Below are 20,494 nucleotides of genomic sequence, written 5' to 3' on the forward strand. Positions count from 1 at the left end.
CAGGTGTCGACACAGATGGCAGGATCCGCCGGCCCGCCGGGCACCCCGCGCGTCCTGCGAGCCATGAACGATCGCGCCGCTCTGGATCTGCTGCTGGAGCACGGCCCGCTGTCCCGCACCCGGATCGGCAGGCTCACCGGCCTGTCCAAGCCGACCGCCTCCCAGCTGCTGGCCCGGCTGGAGGCGGCCGGGCTGGTGCTGGCCACCGGCACCAGCGAGGGCCGCCCGGGCCCCAACGCCCAGCTGTACGCGGTCAACCCGACCGCCGCGTACGCCGCCGGACTCGACGTCACCACGGGCCACATCCGCGCCGCCGTCGCCGACATCACCGGACACACCGTCGGCGCGTACGAGCTGCCCACCCCCGGCGGACGTCCGGCGCGGCCCGTCGTACGCCAGGTGACCGACGCGCTGGACGGCGCCGTGCAGGCCGCCGGGCTGGCCCGCGACGATCTGCGCCGGCTCGTCATCGGCACCCCGGGCGCCTTCGACCCGGTCACCGGCCGGCTGCGCTACGCCTCCCATCTGCCCGGCTGGCACACCCCGGCGCTGCTCGACGAACTCGCCGCGGCCCTGCCGATGCCGGTCGAGTACGAGAACGACGTCAACCTCGTCGCCATCGCCGAGCAGCGGGTCGGCGCGGCCCGCGGGCACGGCGACTTCGTGCTCCTGTGGAACCAGGTGGGCCTGGGCGCCGCCCTGGTCCTCGGCGGCCGGCTGCACCGCGGCTGGACCGGCGGCGCCGGCGAGGTCGGCTTCCTGCCGGTGCCGGGCACGCCCCTGCTGCGCCAGGTCGCCAAGGCCGACAGCGGCGGCTACCAGGAACTCGCCGGTTCCCAGGCGCTGCCCCGGCTGGCCCGGGAGCTGGGCATCACGGACGTGCCGGGCGGACCGTACGCGGAGGTCGCCGCCCGGCTCGTGGCCCGTGCCGCCGACCGGGCCGACGGGCCCTACCGGGAGCTGCTGCGGACGTACGCCACCCGGCTCGCCACCGGACTCGCCTCGCTCGTCGCCGTCCTCGACCCCGAACTCGTCGTCCTCAGCGGCACCGTGCTGGCCTCGGGCGGCGAGGTGCTGCGCGCCCTCGTCCAGGCCGAACTGGAGGAGCTGGCCGCGTCCCGCCCGCGCCTCGTCGTCGGCGAAGTCCGGGAACACCCCGTGCTGCGCGGCGCGTTGGAGAGCGCGCTCGCCACCACCCGCGACGAGGTCTTCGACACCTCACGCTGAGCCCCGCACCACTCTGTCCCGCACTGCCCGCACCGCCCGCACCGCCCTTTCCCGCACCGTCCTTCCCGTACCGCCCTTTCCCGCACCGCCCTTCCCGCACCGCCCTTCCCGCACCGCCCTTTCCCGCACCGCCCTTCCCGTACCGCGCGGCCCCAGGGAGACCCCGCCATGCCCCGACCACGCTCCTCGCTCTCGTCCGCTTCGCGCTGTCGATGGCGTTCACCGCGTTCCCGATGCGGCGCCGGGGCGGTCTCGTCCAGGCAGGTGACCGACCATGACCCAGATACATGACCCAGATATCGGCCAAATCCCCGGGGACGCCCGCGTCCGTCTCCGGCCACCCGACGCACCGAGTCCCGCTTCCATGGCCGCAATCCATCGCTGATGCCGGGGATCTCGCGCTGGTGCCGGGGATATGGGCGCTGCCGCCGCCCCCGCAGGTCGTCATCGTCCCGGCGCCCACCACACCGGCCGGAACCTCACCACGGCCGTGACCTTCCCGGTCATGGCCCCGTCATCCTCGTGTTCTTCTCTATCCAGAAGGCGTTCTTCGTCGCCCAGAAGGCGTTCGTCGCAGGTGTCACACTCACCGGAGTGAAGGGTTGATGGCATGAAACTCACCGTGGTCGGCGGAGGCTCGACCTACACGCCCGAACTGATCGACGGATTCGCGCGGTTGAGGGACACCCTGCCCGTCGCGGAACTGGTCCTGGTGGACCCGGCGGCCGAGCGCCTGGAACTGGTCGGCGGACTGGCCCGACGTATCTTCGCCAAGCAGGGGCACCCCGGCCGGATCGTCACCACCGCCGACCTGGACGCGGGCGTCGAGGGCGCCGACGCGGTCCTGCTCCAGCTGCGCGTCGGCGGCCAGGCCGCCCGGCAGCAGGACGAGACCTGGCCGCTGGAGTGCGGCTGCATCGGCCAGGAGACGACCGGCGCCGGCGGCCTCGCCAAGGCGCTGCGCACGGTGCCGGTGGTCCTGGACATCGCCGAACGCGTCCGCCGCCGCACCCCGAACGCCTGGATCATCGACTTCACCAACCCGGTCGGCATCGTCACCCGCGCGCTGCTCCAGGCCGGGCACCGGGCCGTCGGGCTGTGCAACGTGGCGATCGGCCTCCAGCGGAAGTTCGCGGCCCTGCTCGACGCCGCCCCGCGGGACATCCACCTCGACCACGTGGGCCTCAACCACCTCACCTGGGAGACCGGCGTGCGGCTCGGCGGCCCCGAGGGCGACGATGTGCTGCCGCGGCTGCTCGCCCGGCACGGCGACACCATCGCCACCGATCTGCGCCTGCCCCGGCCGCTGCTCGACCGCCTCGGCGTGGTCCCCTCGTACTACCTGCGGTACTACTACACGCACGACACGGTGGTACGGGAGCTGCGCACCAAACCCTCCCGGGCGGCCGAGGTCGCCGAGCTGGAACGGCGGCTGCTGGAGATGTACGGCGACCCGGCCCTGGACGAGAAGCCGGCGCTGCTCGCCAAGCGCGGCGGCGCCTACTACTCGGAGGCCGCGGTCGACCTGGCGGCGGCGCTGCTGGGCAATCATTCCAGCGGGCCCGCAGGGCCCTCGTTCGAGGGTGGTGGTGGGCGACGGGCGGGAAGCCCGTACCAGGTGGTGAACACCCACAACCGGGGGACGCTGCCCTTCCTCCCGGACGACGCGGTGATCGAGGTGCAGGCCGCGGTCGGCCCGAAGGGCCCGGTGCCGCTGCCGGTGCCGACGCTCGACCCGCTGTACGCGGGGCTGGTGGCGAACATGACCGCGTACGAGGACCTGGCTCTCCGGGCGGCGCTGCACGGCGGCCGGGACCGGGTGTTCGCGGCGCTGCTGTCGCACCCTCTGATCGGCCAGTACGAGTACGCCGAAGACCTCACCGACCGGCTGATCGCGCACAACCGGGAGCACTTCGCGTGGGCCTGACCGCGAGCGTCCTCGCCATCGACGCGGGCAACAGCAAGACCGATGTCGCGGTGGTGGCGGCGGACGGGACCGTCCTCGCCACCGCCCGCGGCGGCGGGTTCCGGCCGCCCGCGGTGGGCGTGAGCACGGCCGTCGACGCGGTGGCGGAGGCGGTCGCGCGGGCCTACGCCGCGGCCGGCGTCACCTCCGTGACGCATGTCTCCGCGTGTCTGGCGAACGCCGATCTGCGCGTGGAGGAGGAGCAGTTGGCCGCCGCGCTGCACGCGCGCGCGTGGGGCGGCACGGTGGAGGTGCGCAATGACACCTTCGCGATCCTGCGGGCGGGCGTGGCCGAGCCGCGCGGCGTGGCGGTGGTCTGCGGCGCGGGCATCAACTGCGTCGGCATGCGGCCCGACGGCCACACCGCCCGCTTCCCGGCGATCGGCCGCATCTCCGGTGACTGGGGCGGCGGCTGGAGCCTCGCGGAGGAGGCCCTGTGGCACGCGGCACGCGCGGAGGACGGGCGCGGCGCGCCGACCCGGCTCGCCCGGACCCTGCCCGCCCACTTCGGCCTGGACTCCATGTACGCCCTCATCGAGGCGCTGCACCTGCAACACGTCGCGTACGGTCGCCGGTACGAGCTGACCCCGGTGCTGTTCGCGACGGCGGCCAAGGGGGACGCCGTCGCCCGGTCGATCGTGGACCGGCTGGCCGACGAGGTGGTGACCATGGCGACGGTGGCGCTGACCCGGCTCGACCTGCTGGACGAGGAGGTCCCGGTGCTGCTGGGCGGCGGCGTCCTCACCGCCGGTCACCCCCAACTCGACGACGGGGTCCGGAACTTGCTGGCGGCGCGCGCGCCGAGGGCGGCGGCCCGGGTGGTGACGGCGAGACCGGTGCTGGGGGCGGCGCTGCTGGGGCTGGACCGATTGCACGCGAACCCCGGAGCCCAGCAGCGCACGCGAGCACACTGGGAGCCGTCAACGTCTCGGCCGTGAACGGACCGAGCTTGTTGGCTCGGGTCAGCCACACCGATTCATGCGCGCCGCGGCGTGATCGGGGGCGGCGGGTCCGGAGGGCGTGGAACCGAACCGATTCCCCCCGCGTATTCATGGGCAAGGGGCGGTGAAGAACTCGGCGCCACGCCGTAGGCAACCGCTGTGATCCGATCAAGATCCAGTGAAGGCCGGTGCGGATATCGGTCCCTGCGGCGATACTTGGCGGCGACGATGACCATGGGGGAGGTCGAGGTGACACATCCGCCGGAGAGCAGTGCGGCGCCACCGGGGGCGGGCCCGGCGCCCGGCCTGCCCACCATGCCCGCCATGCCGCCGCGGCCGGCGTCGCCCGCACCGCCCGCGGGTCCCGCCTCGTCGGCGCGGCGCACCGCCTTCGCCGAGGGCGTGGACCGGCTGCGCGGCGCCGCGACCACCGAACCGGGCCGTCTGCGCATCATCGGTGCCGTACTCGCCCTGCTGGTCGTCGCGTTCGGCGCGGTCACCGCCTGGCAGACCTACGACCGCGCGTCCGCCGCGGACGACGTGCTGAACCGCAGCCAGCCGCTCAGCTCGGACGCGGCCGACATCTACCGCTCGCTCGCCGACGCCAACACGGCCGCTTCCAGCGGATTCCTGGCGGGCGGCCAGGAGACCGCCGCCGCCGGCCGCCGGTACGAGAGCGACATCCGCACGGCGGCGGAGAAACTGGTCACGGCCGCCGCCAACTCGGAGCCGGAGTCCCCCTCCGGGCTGGCCATAGCCAAGCTCAACCGGCTGCTGCCGGAGTACAAGGGCCTGGTCGAGCGGGCGCGCGTCTACAACCGGCAGGGCTACCCGGTGGGCGGCGCCTATCTGCGGCTCGCCAACAGCAGGATGCAGGACCAGATGCTGCCCGCGGCCGAGAAGCTGTACACGTCGGAGAACGAGCGGCTGAAGGCCGACTACGGGGACGCGACGCCCTACCCGTGGGCGGCGATAGCCCTCGGCGTCGTTGCCCTGGGCGCGCTGGCCTGGGCCCAGCACCGCACGTACCGGCGCACGAACCGGGTCCTCAACCACGGCCTGGTGGCAGCCACCGGCGCCGCCACGATCGTCCTGCTCTGGCTGGTCGTCGGTCACTCCGTCGCCCGGGCCGGGCTCAACGGCTCCTACGACCACGGCGTCCGCTCGCTGAACGCGCTGCACGACGCCCGCATCGCCTCCCTGAAGGCCCGTGGCAACGAGAACCTGAGCCTGGTGGCCCGCGGCGCCGACACCGTCAAGGTCGGCAAGCAGACCTACGACAAGTACTCCTACGACTTCGACCGGAACATCGCCGCCCTCGGCAAGAGCCTGGCCGAGGCGAAGCGGCTCGCCGACGACACCGTGGGCGGCAAGCCGGTGGCCGCGGCCGAGGGTGACATGACGGTGTGGAAGCAGCGCCACGCCTCGGTCCGCACCGAGGACGAGAACGGCAACTATCAGGAGGCCCTGGACAAGGTGATCGGCGCCAAGGGGGCGACCGGCGAGTGCTTCGACGGCGTGGACGCCAACCTGAAGACGGCGCTGGCGCACGAGCGGGACGAGTTCAGGCAGTCGGCGCGCGACGGGCTGCGCGCGATGGGCTTCCTGCCCGCCGGTGCCGCGGTCCTCGCCGTCCTGGGCGCGGCGGGCGCGGTGCTCGGCATCGGGCGCCGGCTGTCGGAGTACCGGTGAGAGGGGCGTGACGATGAACGCACGCGGAGAGCGCGGGCGCCGGGCCTCGCTGCGGGGCTGGGGCGGCGTCGGCGCGATGGCGGCCGGCTGCGCCCTGGCGCTGGCGGCCGTCCTGCTGCTGCCGCTGACCCAGTCGTCCGGCGATCCGGACGACGGGTCGTCGGCCGGCGCCGGGCACATCGCCGCGGGCCGTCAGGCGCGGGTCGACGCCTGCGAGGACCCGGAGAAGCAGACGCTGTCCCCGTCGGGCGCGGACGGCCCCACCATCGACGCCATCAAGGCCCGCCAGGGCGCCAAGCGGAAGCTGATCGTCGGCGTCGACCAGAACAGCTACCGCTGGGGCTACCGCAACCCGAACACCGAGGGCGCGGAACTGGAGGGCTTCGACATCGACCTGGCGCACCGGATAGCCGAGGACCTCCTCGGCGACCGGAACGCGGTCCAGTTCAAGGCCATCCCGACCAACCAGCGCATCCCCGCCATCGAGGACGGCCGGGTCGACATGGTCGTCCGCACCATGACCATCGCCTGCGACCGGCTGTCCGATGTCGCCTTCTCCGCCCCGTACTTCAAGACCGGCCAGCAGGTGCTGGCGCCCAAGTCGTCGTCGATCACGGGATACGACGACTCGCTGGCGCACCGGCGGATCTGCACGGCGACCGGTTCGACGGCGTACACCAGGCTGTCCCAGGACAAGCAGAACGGCCGGCTGCCGTCCTCCACGGACACCTCCGTCACCGTGCCCAACCAGCTCGACTGTCTGGTGCAGCTCCAACTCGGCGCGGTGGACGCGGTGGTGACGGACGGCGCGCTCGCCGCGAGCCAGGCCGCCCAGGACCCCACGGTCGAACTGAAGGGCGCCGCGTTCACCACCGAGTACTACGGCGTGGCGATGAAGAAGGACGCCGACGATCTGGTACGCCGGGTCAACCGGATCCTGGTGGAGTACCGGGCGGACGGCTGGCAGCGGTCGTACGACGAGTGGCTGTCGGCGACCCTGGGGAAGAACGCGGCGCCGTCCAGGCCACCGGCGCCGGAATATCTGCGCACCGGCTGAACGGGCGTCGGCCCGCCGATCTTTGGGCAGACCTTCGACCGAGCACCCCGAACAACCCGACACCCCCAACGACCCGAGACCCCCAACAAGCCCGAAACCCCGAACGACCCACCACCCCGAACGACCCGACACCGCGAACAACCAACACCCCGAACGACCGATAGACCCCCGAACAGAGACCAGGACCACACAGCAGCGAGAGGTGATCGATGGGCGTCACGGACCCCGCCGGGCCGGTGATGGACCGGGACGAGGTGGACCGTGCGCTGGCGCGGCTCGGCGCGGAGCACGAGGCGATCGAGACCTCGCTGCTCGCGCTCCAGGACCACGCGGGCCGCAGACTGCTCGAAGGCGCCGAGCTGACCGGCACGACCAAGGAGCGCTGGTCGGCCGCGGAGGCGTCGATCACGCTGCTGTGGGCCTACTTCGACGCGTACACGGCCGCGCTGCGCACCGCCCGGGAAATCCGCGCCCGGCGGCGCTGGTCCAGCCGTGAGGACCTGGTGGAGCTGACCGAGCTGCTGCGCGGCGAGTCCGTCACGGTCGCGGACGGCGCCGTGGCGGGCGTGAACGTGCCGGCCCTGACCGGCGCCGGCCGGCTCAGCCAGAGCTTCACCCTGGCGGGCCTGGTGGACCGGATGAACGAGCTGTACGCGTCCTCGCTGGACATGGTCGTCGCCGCCGACGCGATCTGGTCGGCGCTGCCCGCCCGCATCGATCTGCTGGCCGCGGAGCTCCAGCGCACCCGCAAGCTGGCGCACTCGGTGGGGGTACGTCCGGGCGAGCACCCGGCGGGCGACGACCTGGAGCGCATCACCCGCACGCTGACCCGGCTGCGCGAGGACGTCGTCTGCGACCCGCTCGCCTTCTGGGTTCCGGCGCAGGGCAGTTCGGCGCCGGGCGGCGGCCGGCCGGACACGACGGTGTACGACCGGGAGGCGCGCGCCCTGGAGGACGTACGCCGCGAGATCGACGCCGTGCTGACGGTGCGCCAGGACGCGGAGGCCCGGCTGATCAGGCTGCGGGACGTGCTGTCCCGCGCGGACCGCACGCTCGCCGAGGCGCGCACCGCGCGCGGCGAGGTCCTCGCGAAGATCGCGGCGACGGAGGTGCCGGTGGTCAGCGGGCCGCCGACCGTGCTCCAGGAGCAGCTGGTGACGGCCGCCGAGTACCGCAGGCAGGCCCAGTGGCACCGGCTGTCCCCGCTCCTTGAGTCCCTGGAGCAGAAGGCGGAGGACGAACTGCTGCGCGCCCGCGACTCGCTCACCGCGGTGACCGCGCCGCTCGCGGTCCGCGCGGAGCTGCGCGGTCGGCTCGACGCGTACAAGGCGAAGGTCGCCCGGCATGGGCTGGCCGAGGACCCGCTGCTCGTCGAGCGGTACGACGCGGCACGGCGCATGCTGTGGAGCGCGCCGTGCGATCTGCGCGTCGCCGAGGAGGCGGTGCTGCGCTACCAGCGGGCCGCCGTCGAGCAACTCGCCGCGGCACGGGTGCCGGAGCAGGGCGGTCCGCAGGACCGGAGGGGGAGTGGCCAGCCATGAGTCAGCCGGGACAGACGTGCCAGCGGCCGTCCTGCGGGGGCACGTACGAGGACATGGGCGGCGGTGAGCTGTACTGCGACACCTGTGGCCTGGCCCCGGTCGTGTCGGCGACCGGGATGGTCGGCTCGCCGCCCACCGGGATCACCGCCCGGGGCCACGGCTCGGGCTCCGCAGGCAGCGCCGGTTCCCGCTCCGGCAGCCGCAGTTCGCGTACGTCGTCCCAGTCGTCCCAGTCGTCGAAGACATCGCAGTCGTCGAAGTCACGGCGCTCGGTGTCGGGACGGCTGTCGCGCTCCCTGTCGGGCAGGGCGACCAGTCGCTCGGTGTCGGTGCGCAGCTCCGGCTCGGCCGCCGGTCCGTCGGGGCGCAGCCGGCTGGGCGCGGGTCTGGTGACGGTGCCGCAGGTGCCACGGCCCGATCCGCGGACGATGGTGCTGGACCACCCCGAGGTGCCCGAGCGCAAGCGGTTCTGCTCGCGCTCGGACTGCGGGGCGCCGGTGGGGCGCTCCCGCGGCGACCGGCCGGGCCGCACGGAGGGCTTCTGCACCAAGTGCGGGCACCCGTACTCGTTCGTGCCCAAGCTGCGGACGGGCGACGTCGTGCACGGCCAGTACGAGGTCGTGGGCTGTCTGGCGCACGGCGGTCTGGGCTGGATCTATCTGGCGGTGGACCGCGCGGTCTCCGACCGCTGGGTGGTGCTCAAGGGCCTGCTCGACACGGGTGACCAGGACGCGATGGAGGCGGCGATCTCCGAGCGGCGCTTCCTCGCGGAGATCGAGCACGCCAACATCGTGCGGATCTACAACTTCGTGGAGCATCTCGACCAGCGCACCGGCTCCCTCGACGGCTATATCGTCATGGAGTACGTCGGCGGCAAGTCGCTCAAGGAGATCGCCAACGCCCGCCGCACGCCGGAGGGCAGACGCGATCCGCTGCCGGTGGAGCAGGCGTGCGCCTACGGCATCGAGGCCCTGGAGGCGCTCGGCCATCTGCACAGCCGCAACCTGCTGTACTGCGACTTCAAGGTGGACAACGCGATCCAGACCGAGGACCAGCTCAAGCTGATAGACATGGGCGCGGTGCGCCGGATGGACGACGACGAGTCGGCCATCTACGGCACGATCGGCTACCAGGCGCCGGAGGTCGCGGACGTGGGTCCCTCGGTCGCCTCCGACCTGTACACGGTCGGCCGGACGCTGGCCGTCCTGACCTTCGACTTCCAGGGCTACACGACGGTTTTCAGGGACTCCCTGCCCGACCCCGACACCGTCGATGTCTTCCGGCGGTACGAGTCCTTCTACCGGCTGCTGGTGCGCGCCACCGACCCGGACCCGGCCCGCCGGTTCGCCTCCGCGCAGGAGATGACCGAGCAGCTGACGGGCGTGCTGCGCGAGGTGGTGTCCCTCCAGACGGGCCGGGCGCGGCCCGCGCTGTCGACGCTGTTCGACCCCGAACTGAAGGTCACGGACACGGAGTTGTTCCCGCGGCTGACCGAGGATGTGTCGCGGCTGGGGGCGCGGGTGGTGATGGCCGGGCGGTGGGGCCGCAGGTCCGCGTCCGGCGCGCCGTCCGGCGGCGCCCCCGGGGCGCCCCTCCCGTCCGCCACCGGGACCCGGACGGCCCTCGGCACCGCCCCGACAACTCTCGCCCCCGCCGCGGGAGTTCTCGCCCCTTCTTCGGCGGCCCTCGGCGCCACCGCGGGTGCCACAGGCGTCACAAACGGCGCGGAGGGCATCGTCCGCCCCATCGCCGCCCCCGCCGCCGCCCTCGCCCTGCCGGTGCCGCACGTCGACCCGGGCGACCCCAACGCCGGCTTCCTGGCGGGCCTGCTGGCCTCAGCGCCGGGCGAGCTGATCACCGCGCTGGCCGCGGCGCCGCAGCAGACCGTGGAGACCCGGCTGCGCCAGGTCCGCGCCCACCTGCAGAACGGCGACTTCGAGACGGCGCTGACCGCGCTGGCACAGCTGGTCGACGAACGGCCCGACGACTGGCGGGTGGTCTGGCACCGTGGCGTGACCGCGCTGGTCACCGGCGACTTCGAGGGCGCCGCGCTGGCCTTCGACGCGATCTACGACGCCTTCCCGGGCGAGGCCGCGCCGAAGCTGGCGCTCGGCCTGTGCGCGGAGGTGCTCGGCCAGTTGGACAACGCCGCCGAGTACTACCGCCTGGTGTGGTCGACCGATCCGAGCTATGTGAGCGCCGCGTTCGGTCTGGCCCGCGTCCAGTTGGCCGCCGCGGACCGCGGTGGCGCGGTGCGGACGCTGGAGTCGGTGCCGGAGTCGTCCATCCACTACACGGCGGCGCGCGTGGCGGCCGTACGGGCACGGCTGCGGCAGCGCACGGCGAGCGCCGGGGACGTACCCTTCCTGGACGACCTGACCGCCGCCGCCGTCCAGGTGGAGGCCCTGGACGCGTACGGTCTCGACCCGGCGCGCCGGGAGCAGTTGTCGGCGGAAGTACTCGGCTGCGCGCTGGACTGGATACTCTCCGGGGGCCAGGCTTCAACCGGGCCCGCAGCCGGCGGGCGGGTGCTGCTGGGCAACGAACTGGACGAGCAGGGCCTCCGCTTGGGCCTGGAGCGCTCGTACCGCACGCTGGCCCGGCTCGCGCCCGGCGGCGAGGAGAGGATCGACCTGGTGGAACGGGCCAACCGTTACCGCCCTCGGACGTGGGTGTAGTTGATGTCGCACATGCCCCAGCAGGCCGCGCTGTCGAAGTGCCCGAGCTGCGCGGAGCCGCTTGAGTCGGGTGACCGTTTCTGCGGTGCGTGCGGGTACGACCTTTCGGTGGTGCCCGCCCCGCCGCAGGACCACCCGACGCTCACCATGGACGCCTCGGGCCGTTCCGATCCGGACGGCGTGGCCTGGCCCGTCGCCCCCGAGACGGACAGCTCCGGCACACCCGCGGCGGTCCATCTGCCGACCGATCTGCCGGGCACCGACTCGGGCGGCGCCCCGCTGCGCGCACCGGCGCCCGCCGGCGGGCCCGCGGGCCCGGGGGTGCGGTTCGACCGGCCGCAGGAGCCCGAGGAGTACCGGCTGCAGGCCCCGGATCCGCGGGTGGCCGTCGAGTCCACCGCGTCCGCGGAGGCCGCGAAGGTGTGCGTGGCCTGCCGGGCGGGCCGGGTCGACGACGACGGCTACTGCGAGAACTGCGGGCATGCCCAGCCGCGCGAACGTGACCACGTGGAGCGGGAGTCGGGTCCGATCGCCGCGGTCAGCGACCGCGGTCTGCGGCACCACCGCAACGAGGATGCCTTCGCCGTCGGCCACACCGCGCTGCCCGACGGCTCGCCGGCGTCGGTCGCGGTGGTCTGCGACGGGGTGTCCTCGGCGACCCGCCCCGACGAGGCGTCACTGGCCGCCTCGCAGGCGGCGGGCGAGGCGCTGCTCTCCGCCCTGCCGCGGGGCACGCATCCGCAGCAGGCGATGCACGAGGCGATCGTCGCGGCCTCGCAGGCCGTCAACGCGCTGGCGGACGAGCCCGGCGGTGACCGCGAGCACGCCCCCCATCAGAACGCCCCGGCCTGCACGATCGTCGGCGCGGTGGTCACCTCCGGGCTGCTGGTGGTCGGCTGGGTCGGCGACAGCCGCGCCTACTGGGTGCCGGTGGACCGCGGCGCGCCGTCGGCCCGGCTCACCGAGGACGACTCGTGGGCCGCGCAGATGGTCGCGGCCGGCCTGATGAGCGAGGCGGAGGCGTACGCCGACGAGCGCGCCCACGCGATCACCGGCTGGCTCGGCGCGGACGCCTACGAACTGGAGCCGCACACCGCATCCTTCAAACCGGACCGGCCGGGCGTCGTGGTGGTGTGCACGGACGGCCTGTGGAACTACGCCGAGACGGCCGAGGAGTTGACCGAGGCCATGCCCCTGGACGCCGCCGTGCGTCCCCTGCACAGCGCCCGGGTGCTGGTCGGCCACGCCCTGGACGGCGGGGGCCACGACAACGTAACAGTGGCCGTCGTGCCGTTCCCGGCCGCGCCGCAAGGGGCAGGATCGGCCTGAGAGCTGCGAACAGAATGGGAGTCCGATCAGCGTGCGGCGTCTGGTGCGTGCGATCGCAAGGCGCCGGAAGGTCCTCGTAGCGGAGCTACTAGGGCGTTTCGGCAACGCCGCGAGCGTGCGTGCCAGGCGTCGCGCGCCGGGCGCCCATTCTGTTCGGGGCTCTGCGAGGGGCCGCGGACGGTCGGGCCCCGGCGGAACGTGGGGACGGTCCGCAGCCGAGTCGCCGCCCACGAGACCCGTGGGTTCAAAGGGGGAGCAGAGTAGGCATGGCCAATTTCTCGAAGTCGAACGTGCCACAGTTCTCGATGGACGTGTACCAGAACGAGTACCTGCCCGAGGGCGGCCGTGAGGTCAACGCGATCGTGACCGTGACCGCGACCGGCGGCGGCACCATCGGCAGCGCGGTCGCTGCGCCCCACCTGTACGCGCCCGGACAGGGGCCGTCCGCCGCGGTGGCCCTGATGGTCGACTGCTCGGGTTCGATGGACTACCCGCCGACCAAGATGCGCAACGCCCGCGACGCCACGGCGGCCGCGATCGACACCCTGCGCGACGGCGTGCACTTCGCGGTGATCGGCGGCACGCACATCGCCAAGGAGGTCTACCCGGGCGACGGCCGGCTCGCCGTCGCCGACGCCACCACCCGGGACCGGGCCAAGCAGGCGCTGCGCAAGCTGAGCGCGGGCGGCGGCACGGCCATCGGCACCTGGCTGCGGCTCGCCGACCGCCTGCTGTCCTCGGTGGACGTCGCCATCCGGCACGGCATCCTGCTCACCGACGGCCGCAACGAGCACGAGTCGCCGCCGGACCTCAAGGCCGCGCTGGACGCGTGTGCCGGGCGATTCACCTGTGACGCGCGGGGCGTGGGCACCGACTGGGAAGTGAAAGAAGTCACATCGGTCGCCTCGGCCCTGCTCGGCAGCGCCGACATCGTCGCTGATCCGGCGGGCCTGGCCGCCGACTTCACGCGGATGATGGAGACGGCGATGGGCAAGGAGGTCGCGGACGTCGCCCTCAGAGTGTGGACGCCGGTCGGCACGACCATCCGGTTCGTCAAGCAAGTCGCCCCGACGGTCGAGGAGTTGACCGATCGCCGGACCGAGGCGGGGCCGCGCGCCGGGGACTACCCCACCGGTTCCTGGGGCGACGAGTCCCGTGACTACCATCTTTGCGTCGAGGTGCCCGCCGCGGCCGTCGGCCAGGAGATGCTCGCCGCGCGGGTCTCTCTGGTCATCCCGCAACCCGAAGGCAGCGCACAGAACTTGGGCGCCCAGGGCCTGGTGCGGGCCGTGTGGACCGACGACATGGCCGCGTCCACCTCGATCAACCCACAGGTCGCCCACTACACCGGTCAAGCAGAACTGGCACAAGTCATCCAACAGGGTCTCGATCTCCGCAAAGCAGGCGATATGGATGGCGCAACGGCCAAACTGGGCAGGGCGGTTCAGCTGGCCGGCGCCTCCGGGAACGCGGATACTGCGAAACTCCTTGCGAAGGTGGTGGACGTGATCGATGCGGCGACGGGTACTGTGCGACTGAAGGCGAGGGTCGAGGAGGCCGACGAGATGACCCTCGAAACACGGTCCACCAAGACTGTTCGTGTAAAGAAGTGACATAACAGGACCTCAGAGAGACCCTGACAGAGAGGGGGACGCGCCGACATGCCGACCTGCCCGAACGGACACCAGTCGGGTTCCGACGACTGGTGCGAGGTCTGCGGTCACCGCATGGCCGGTGCCGTACCTCCGCCTCCTCCGCCGCCGCCCACGGCCGGCGGTTACGGGTTCCCGCCGGCCGCTCCCGGACGGCCGCACCTGGCCGCCGTACCGGCCCCGGAGCCGGAACTGTGCCCGCAGTGCCGCACGCCGCGCGAGGGCGGCGCGCCGTTCTGCGAGGCGTGCCGGTGGAACTTCCTCACCAACACGGCCACCTCGTACACCCCGGCCGCCCCGCGCCCGCCCGCGCCGCCCCCCCGCTTCCAGCCGCCCGGCCAGTCCTACGGCGCCGATAACTCGTACGAGTACCAGGGCTCACGCCCGTCCCAGGTGAACCGCCCGGCCGAACCGATCCCGCCGGGCCCGCCGTTCGGCGGCGAGCCGTCCGGGCCGACGCCGTTCGGCGGCGAGCGGGGCCCCTCGGGGCCCGGCGGCCCTGGGCCCGGCGCTCCGACTCCCGGCGGCCCGGGGCCTGGTGTTCCGGCTCCCGGTGCTCCGGGGGGCTTCGGCCCCGGCCAGGGTGCCGGCGGTCCCGCGGGCTTCGGCGGCCCCGCCGGTCCACCCGCCCCGCCCACTGCGCCCGGCCCACCCGGGTTCGGCGCCGACCCCTCGCGGCCGGTCCCGCCGCCGCCCGGCCCGGCCCCGTCCGCCTTTCCCGGCGCCCCGCAGGCATTCCAGCAGCCCGCGCCGCCCGCCTTCCCGCAGGAGACCGGCCGCCCCCCGGCCGGCGGGCCCTCCTTCGGCGGCGGGGGCGACGACTGGGTGATCTCCCCGCCGTCGTCCACCGACCCGTCCGCACCCCCGGCCCCGCCCGGACCGGGCGCCGGCGGCCAGGGCGGCTACGGCTACCCGCAGCCCGGCCCCTCGCAGGCCCCGCCCGTTCCCGGCTTCCCGCAGGCACCGCAGCAGCCGGCGACCTGGACGGCGACGATCGGCCCGGACCGCGACTACTTCATGGCGATGATGCATCGTTCGGGCCCCGAGGCCGCGGGCCTGAACCTGCCCGCGTACTCGCCCGAGCAGCAGCGCGCTCTCGCCGGAAACCAGGTCACCATCGGCCGCCGCCGCCACTCCACCGGCGACACCCCCGACATCGATCTGTCGGTGCCGCCGGAGGACCCGGGCGTCTCGCACCAGCACGCGGTCCTGGTCCAGCAGCCGGACGGCAGTTGGGCGGTCGTCGACCAGAACTCGACGAACGGCACCACGGTCAACGGCTCGGAGGACCCGATCCAGCCCTTCGTGCCGGTGCCACTCCAGGACGGCGACCGGGTGCACGTGGGTGCCTGGACGACCATCACCGTCCGACGGGGCTGAGGGACCGGCATCCGGCGGAACCGAACCGGCCTCCGGCGGGGCTGACGGACCGGCCCGGGGGCAGTGGCGGTCAGACCGGCAGGGGCCACGTGTAGGGCCCCTCCGGGTCGTCCAGCCAGGCCCAGGCGCGGTCGCCGCTGACCGTGATGCCATACCGCTCGCGGCCCGGTGTGCCCTCGCGCCGCCACATCGCGTACGCCTCCTGCGGATCGAGGCTGCCGCGGCTGAGCGCCAGCAGGAACCGGAACAGCTCGTCGTCGCGGGCCAGGTGCGGGACCCCGCTCAGGGGCACCGGTCGCGGCTCGGGCCCGCCCGTGCCACGCAGCGGTACGAAGTAGGCCGGGGTGGCCAGGAATTGACCCTCGGCGTGCCGGGCGTCGCGCACGGTCAACGCGATCAGACCGCCCGCGAACGGCGTCAGGATCCGCCCACCGGGACGGCACTGGGCGAGCCAGGCGCGCGGGACGGAGGACAGCGCGCAGGTCGCGATGATCCGGTCGAAGGGAGCGCGAGCGGGCACCCCGCGCGCGCCGTCACCGGTGACCACGACCGGGCGGTATCCGGCGGCGGCCAGGTGCCGCCGGGCCGACTCGGTGATCTCCGGTTCCAGGTCGATGGTGGTGACCAGGTCGTCGTCGCCGAGCCGGTGGGCGAGCAGGGCCGCGTTGTACCCGGAGCCCGTGCCGATCTCCAGGACCCGGTGGCCGTCCTCGACCCGCAGGGCGACGAGCATCGCCGCCATCAGCGAGGGCTGGCTGCTGGAGGAGATCAACTGCCCGTCACGCATCCGCGTGGCGAGCGGTACGTCCTCGTAGGCGCCGCGCAGCCAGCGCTCCCGGTCCCGCGGGTCCGGGCTCCCAGCCCACCGGCGCTCGTAGCCGCCGCGGACGCCGACGTAGTAGTACGGCACGAACAGATGCCGGGGCACCGCCGCGAACGCCTCCCGCCAGACCGGTTCATCGGCCCAGGCCCCGCTCGCGTCGATCGCACACACCAAATCCGCCTGCGCCGAACCGGCCGGCTCGGCGAGATCCCGGTCACTCCACCCGAGTGCGTGCGCGCCCATACGTCCACTGTGCGGCGCGGGGCCGCGGGAGGCGAGGGTCCTAGGACCGGAGTCCTGGGTCACCGTGTCTGAGACGATGGGGGGCGTGAATGAGATTCGGCGCGGCACGCTTCAGGAGCAGACCTTCTACGAGCAGGTCGGCGGGGAGGAGACCTTCCGCCGACTGGTGCACCGCTTCTACGAGGGAGTCGCCGAGGACCCGCTCCTGCGGCCGATGTACCCGGAGGAGGATCTGGGCCCCGCCGAGGAGCGGCTGACCCTCTTCCTCATCCAGTACTGGGGCGGCCCGACCACCTACAGCCAGAACCGCGGCCACCCCCGTCTGCGCATGCGGCACGCCCCCTTCACCGTGGACCGGGCGGCGCACGACGCCTGGCTGAAGCACATGCGGGCGGCCGTCGACGAGTTGGACCTCTCCGAGGAACACGAGCGCACACTGTGGAACTACCTGACCTACGCGGCCGCCTCGATGGTGAACTCCCCGGGGTGATCCCCACCCGATCCACACGAGACGTTGCCTAGGGATCGGTTCGCGCGAGATGTTCCCCACGGGGTGATGTGCGCGGACCGAGCCGCATGGCAGGACCCACGGGGTGATGTGCACGCGCCGATCCGCACGGAGTGATTCGCCCGCGCCGATCCGCACAGGGCGATCCACGGGAGCCGGTCCCCACCGAACGACTCACCCGAGCCCACCCCCACGGCGTGGTTCGCGCGAGCCGTGCCGCCTGGGGCGACCCACGCGAGCCGATCCATACGGGGCGATCCACGCGAGATGTTCCCCATGGCCCCCATGGGGTGGTTCGCCGGAGTTGTTCCTGAAACCTGAGTTGTTCCTGAAACCTGAGTTTGTTCCGTGAAAGTCGGCCCGGAGTACCGGCCCGGAGTGCCCGCGCGGAGGCGCTGACGCGCGGATTCCGGTCAGGCGACGCCGGATTCCGATCACAATCCGGTCAAGCCGCGTTCACACACGCTTACCCCGACCAGCCCTCCTCTGACAGCATCGCCGGAGTTGTTCCGGAAGCACGGACTACCGGAAGCACGGACTACACGGGGGCCGGGTGACGGGGTTAGTCGTTCTGCGTGCGCGGGCGCACCGCCTGCTGCTCACCGCCGCGCTGCTCACCGTGGTGCTGACCACGGCGGTGCTGGCGACCCTCACCACCTACTCCGGCGCGATCGGCGACGCCGCCCTGCGCCACTCCCTGGACGACCCGCGCACCGCCGCCGACTCCGCGCTGATCGTCAAGGCCGACCTTCCCGCGGTCCGGCGGACGGCCGCCGACGCGACCGTGCGGCAGGCGGCCGAGAAGTCCTTCGCCGGGCTGCCGGTCACGGTTCGGACCCTGGTGCGCTCAGGACCGTACGCCCTGCCCCGCTCCCTGCGGCCCCCGGCCGACCGTTCGGGCGACCCGGACCTGACATACTTCGCGGCGCTCGACCGCACCCAGGTCCGCCTGGTCTCCGGGCGGCTCCCGCGGCGGACCTCCGGCGAGATCGAGGTGGCGCTGCCCCAGTCCTCCGCCCGGCTCCTCGATCTGCACGCGGGCGACCGGCTCACCCTCGCCGACCGGCTCGACGGACCGGCGGCGCACGTCCGCGTCACCGGGCTGTACCGGCCCGCCACGGCCGCCGCGCCCTACTGGCGGCTGGACGACCTGCTCGGCCGCGGCGTCAAGAAATCCGCCTTCACGACGTACGGGCCGCTGCTCGCCAATCCCTCCGTCCTCGACGGCCCGACGGTGACCGCCGGCCCGTCCGCCTGGCTGGCCACGGCCGACTTCACCACCCTGACGACGAGCCGGATCGACGCGCTGCGCAAGACGGCGCGGGCCGGCAGCGCGACGCTGCGCGGACCGCACGGGCTCAGCGGGGTGACGGCCTCGACCACCTCGCTCCCGGACACCCTGGACCGCATCGAACGGTCACTGCTCGTCTCCCGGTCCACCCTGCTGATCGTCGCCCTCCAACTGGTACTGCTCGCCGGTTACGCGCTGCTGCTCGTGGCCCGGCTGCTGAGCGCCGAACGCACGGGCGAGACCAGACTGCTGCGGGCGCGCGGCGGCTCCCGCGCCCGGCTCGCGGGCCTCACCGCCGCAGAGGCGCTCCTGCTCGCGGTGCCCGCGGCGATCTGTGCGCCGCTGCTGGCGGGTCCGCTCACCCGGCTGCTCGCCGGGCAGGGCGCGCTGGCCAGGATCGGGCTGCGCCTGGACGCGCCGACGGGCGGGCGGGCCGAGGTGTGGCTGGTGGCGTGCTGCGTGGCGCTGGGCTGCGCGCTGGCGGTGACGGTGCCCGCGCTGACGGACGGCGGTGACGGCGCCCGGACCGGGACGGAGCCCGCCGGCCGGGGTGGGGCCGGCGTACGCCGCGGCGCCCTGCCCGGCCCGGTGCGGGCCGGTGCGGACATCGGTCTGCTGGTGGTGGCCGGAGTCGCGTATTGGCAGTTGAGCCGACACACCTCCGGTGCCGTCGGCACCGACGCGTCCGGCGGCCTCGGTATCGACCCGCTGCTGGTCGCGGCGCCCGCCCTGGCGCTGCTGGCGGGAACGGTGCTGACGCTGCGGCTGCTGCCCCCGGTGGCCCGGCTCGCCGAACGCCGGGCGGCTGCCGGGCGGGGGCTGCCGGCGGCGCTGGCGGGCTGGCAGCTCAGCCGCCGCCCGATGCGCGGCGCGGGCCCGGTGCTGCTGCTGGTCCTCGCCATCGCGCTCGGCATGCTGGCGATCGGGCAGGGCGCCTCCTGGGACCGCTCGCAGGACGACCAGGCCGACTTCCGGGCCGGCGTACCGATACGGGTGCTGGGCGCCGGAGACGGCGAGCTCGGCCGCACCGAGACCTACGCGCACCTCCCCCGCGTACGCGAGGCCGCCCCCGCGGTACGCGTCGAGCAGCCGATGTCCGGGGACCGGACCGCGACGGTGCTCGCCCTGGACACGGCGCACGCGGCCGACACGGTACTGATGCGCGACGACCTGGCGGCCGAGCCGGTCCGGCCGCTGCTGTCCGGGCTGACGCCCGAAGGCGCTCCGGCCGGAGCCCGCATTCCCGCGGACACCACCGGGCTGCGCCTGCGGGCGAGAGTCGGCAGCTCCGCCGGTCCGGAGACCACGATGGACGTGACGGCCACCCTCGTGGACCAGTACGGGGTTCCCTACCGGCTCCCGTTCGGCCGGCTGCCCGCCGACGGGCGACCGCACACCCTGGCCCTCGACCTCGATACGGCCCCCGGCCCGATCACGCTCACCGGGCTCCAGCTCGACATGGCCCAGCCCGCCGGACAGGCCGAACGGCACCGCCTGGCCGTCTCCGGGCTGACCGCCGTCGGCACCGACGGGCGGACCCGGCAGGTGTCCCTGTCCGCCGACTGGACCGCCTCGGTGAGCATCGGAGCCACCGCCTCCGCCAACGCGGCGACCCGCCCGCCCCGCCCGCGGGTGACCGGCACCGAGCCGCTCACCGTCGAGTACGGCACCGGCTACACCCCCGACCGGACCCGCTGGACGATCGCCACCGTGACGATCCGGCTCCAGGTGGCGCAGCCCGCGGCGCCCGAGGTCGGCGCGCTGGCGACCGACCGCTTCCTGACGTCGGCGGGCGCCCGCGAGGGGCAGCAGGTGCAGCTGACGTTCGCCGGCCAGAATCTTCCGGTGCGGATCGTACGGTCCGTGCGGGCACTGCCCACCACGGCCGGCCCGACGGACTCCGCCGAACGCGACGGGGGCGCCCTTCTGGTCGATCTGCGGTCCGTGAACCGGGCGTTGCAGGCGCGGTACGGCGAGAACGTCACGCCCACCGAGTGGTGGCTGCGGACCGAGCCGGGCGACGCGGCATCCGTGGCCGCCGCGCTGCGGGCGCTGCCGGACGTCGACCCCGGGCAGGTCGTGGTGCGCGACGAGATCGCCGCCGGGCTGCGCGACGATCCGTTCGGCGCGGGGCCGGAGGCCGCCTTCGCGGCGGCGGCCGTGGTG

The 20,494-nt window shown here is 73.9% G+C and carries 13 protein-coding genes; 12 read left to right on the forward strand and 1 reads right to left on the reverse strand.

The genetic code is table 11. The features are described 5' to 3' along the window. Positions 1 to 15 precede the first annotated feature (15 nt). From ACWEKM_RS06250 to ACWEKM_RS06295, 10 genes are all read left to right on the forward strand, one after another. Positions 16 to 1,227 (forward strand): ROK family transcriptional regulator, encoded by a 1,212-nt coding sequence (locus ACWEKM_RS06250; protein WP_451619987.1) that lies wholly within the window; start codon positions 16 to 18, stop codon positions 1,225 to 1,227. A 610-nt stretch (positions 1,228 to 1,837) separates the two neighbouring features. After that, positions 1,838 to 3,154, forward strand: coding sequence for a 6-phospho-beta-glucosidase (locus ACWEKM_RS06255; protein ID WP_451619988.1), 1,317 nt, complete (start codon positions 1,838 to 1,840; stop codon positions 3,152 to 3,154). Beyond that, on the forward strand, positions 3,145 to 4,131 hold the full coding sequence (locus ACWEKM_RS06260; RefSeq protein WP_451619989.1) for an N-acetylglucosamine kinase: 987 nt from the start codon (positions 3,145 to 3,147) through the stop codon (positions 4,129 to 4,131). The genes ACWEKM_RS06255 and ACWEKM_RS06260 overlap by 10 nt, the downstream gene beginning before the upstream one ends. Before the next feature lie 252 nt (positions 4,132 to 4,383). After that, on the forward strand, positions 4,384 to 5,826 hold the full coding sequence (locus tag ACWEKM_RS06265) for a hypothetical protein (RefSeq protein ID WP_451619990.1): 1,443 nt from the start codon (positions 4,384 to 4,386) through the stop codon (positions 5,824 to 5,826). A gap of 13 nt (positions 5,827 to 5,839) precedes the next feature. Next, a complete protein-coding gene (locus ACWEKM_RS06270; RefSeq protein WP_451619991.1) occupies positions 5,840 to 6,883 on the forward strand; it encodes a glutamate ABC transporter substrate-binding protein in 1,044 nt (347 codons plus the stop codon). Positions 6,884 to 7,092: 209 nt separating this feature from the next. Further along, positions 7,093 to 8,424: a hypothetical protein gene (locus ACWEKM_RS06275; protein ID WP_451619992.1), complete on the forward strand. Its 1,332-nt coding sequence runs from the start codon at positions 7,093 to 7,095 to the stop codon at positions 8,422 to 8,424. Next, positions 8,421 to 11,102, forward strand: a complete 2,682-nt coding sequence (locus ACWEKM_RS06280; RefSeq protein ID WP_451619993.1) for a tetratricopeptide repeat protein — start codon at positions 8,421 to 8,423, stop codon at positions 11,100 to 11,102. Before ACWEKM_RS06275 ends, ACWEKM_RS06280 begins: the two co-directional genes overlap by 4 nt. Positions 11,103 to 11,105: 3 nt before the next feature. Then, positions 11,106 to 12,431, forward strand: a complete 1,326-nt coding sequence (locus tag ACWEKM_RS06285; protein ID WP_451619994.1) for a PP2C family serine/threonine-protein phosphatase — start codon at positions 11,106 to 11,108, stop codon at positions 12,429 to 12,431. Between the two features lie 266 nt (positions 12,432 to 12,697). After that, positions 12,698 to 14,044: a vWA domain-containing protein gene (locus ACWEKM_RS06290; protein WP_451619995.1), complete on the forward strand. Its 1,347-nt coding sequence runs from the start codon at positions 12,698 to 12,700 to the stop codon at positions 14,042 to 14,044. 48 nt (positions 14,045 to 14,092) lie between these two features. Beyond that, positions 14,093 to 15,463 (forward strand): FHA domain-containing protein, encoded by a 1,371-nt coding sequence (locus ACWEKM_RS06295; protein WP_451619996.1) that lies wholly within the window; start codon positions 14,093 to 14,095, stop codon positions 15,461 to 15,463. Positions 15,464 to 15,533: 70 nt separating this feature from the next. On the opposite strand, the gene ACWEKM_RS06300 is transcribed toward ACWEKM_RS06295, so the two are convergent. Beyond that, on the reverse strand, positions 15,534 to 16,529 hold the full coding sequence (locus ACWEKM_RS06300) for a methyltransferase domain-containing protein (RefSeq protein ID WP_451619997.1): 996 nt from the start codon (positions 16,527 to 16,529) through the stop codon (positions 15,534 to 15,536). 76 nt (positions 16,530 to 16,605) lie between these two features. On the opposite strand from ACWEKM_RS06300, the gene ACWEKM_RS06305 reads away from it, so the two are divergent. Together ACWEKM_RS06305 and ACWEKM_RS06310 are read left to right on the forward strand one after the other, a co-directional pair. Next, entirely contained in the window at positions 16,606 to 17,019 is a 414-nt protein-coding gene (locus ACWEKM_RS06305) for a globin (RefSeq protein ID WP_451620002.1), read from the forward strand. 571 nt (positions 17,020 to 17,590) lie between these two features. Beyond that, positions 17,591 to 20,494 (forward strand): ABC transporter permease (locus ACWEKM_RS06310; RefSeq protein WP_451619998.1); only part of this gene is annotated, 2,904 nt, incomplete at its 3' end.

The sequence above is a fragment of the Streptomyces sp. NPDC004752 genome (assembly GCF_053601275.1).

Coding starts and splice junctions, on each gene's coding strand:
- ACWEKM_RS06295 (WP_451619996.1), top strand. CDS start 14,093: ATGCCGACCTGCCCGAACGGACACCAGTCGGGTTCCGACGACTGGTGC.
- ACWEKM_RS06290 (WP_451619995.1), top strand. CDS start 12,698: ATGGCCAATTTCTCGAAGTCGAACGTGCCACAGTTCTCGATGGACGTG.
- ACWEKM_RS06270 (WP_451619991.1), top strand. CDS start 5,840: ATGAACGCACGCGGAGAGCGCGGGCGCCGGGCCTCGCTGCGGGGCTGG.
- ACWEKM_RS06255 (WP_451619988.1), top strand. CDS start 1,838: ATGAAACTCACCGTGGTCGGCGGAGGCTCGACCTACACGCCCGAACTG.
- ACWEKM_RS06285 (WP_451619994.1), top strand. CDS start 11,106: ATGTCGCACATGCCCCAGCAGGCCGCGCTGTCGAAGTGCCCGAGCTGC.
- ACWEKM_RS06300 (WP_451619997.1), bottom strand. CDS start 16,529: ATGGGCGCGCACGCACTCGGGTGGAGTGACCGGGATCTCGCCGAGCCG.
- ACWEKM_RS06250 (WP_451619987.1), top strand. CDS start 16: ATGGCAGGATCCGCCGGCCCGCCGGGCACCCCGCGCGTCCTGCGAGCC.
- ACWEKM_RS06280 (WP_451619993.1), top strand. CDS start 8,421: ATGAGTCAGCCGGGACAGACGTGCCAGCGGCCGTCCTGCGGGGGCACG.
- ACWEKM_RS06275 (WP_451619992.1), top strand. CDS start 7,093: ATGGGCGTCACGGACCCCGCCGGGCCGGTGATGGACCGGGACGAGGTG.
- ACWEKM_RS06305 (WP_451620002.1), top strand. CDS start 16,606: ATGGGGGGCGTGAATGAGATTCGGCGCGGCACGCTTCAGGAGCAGACC.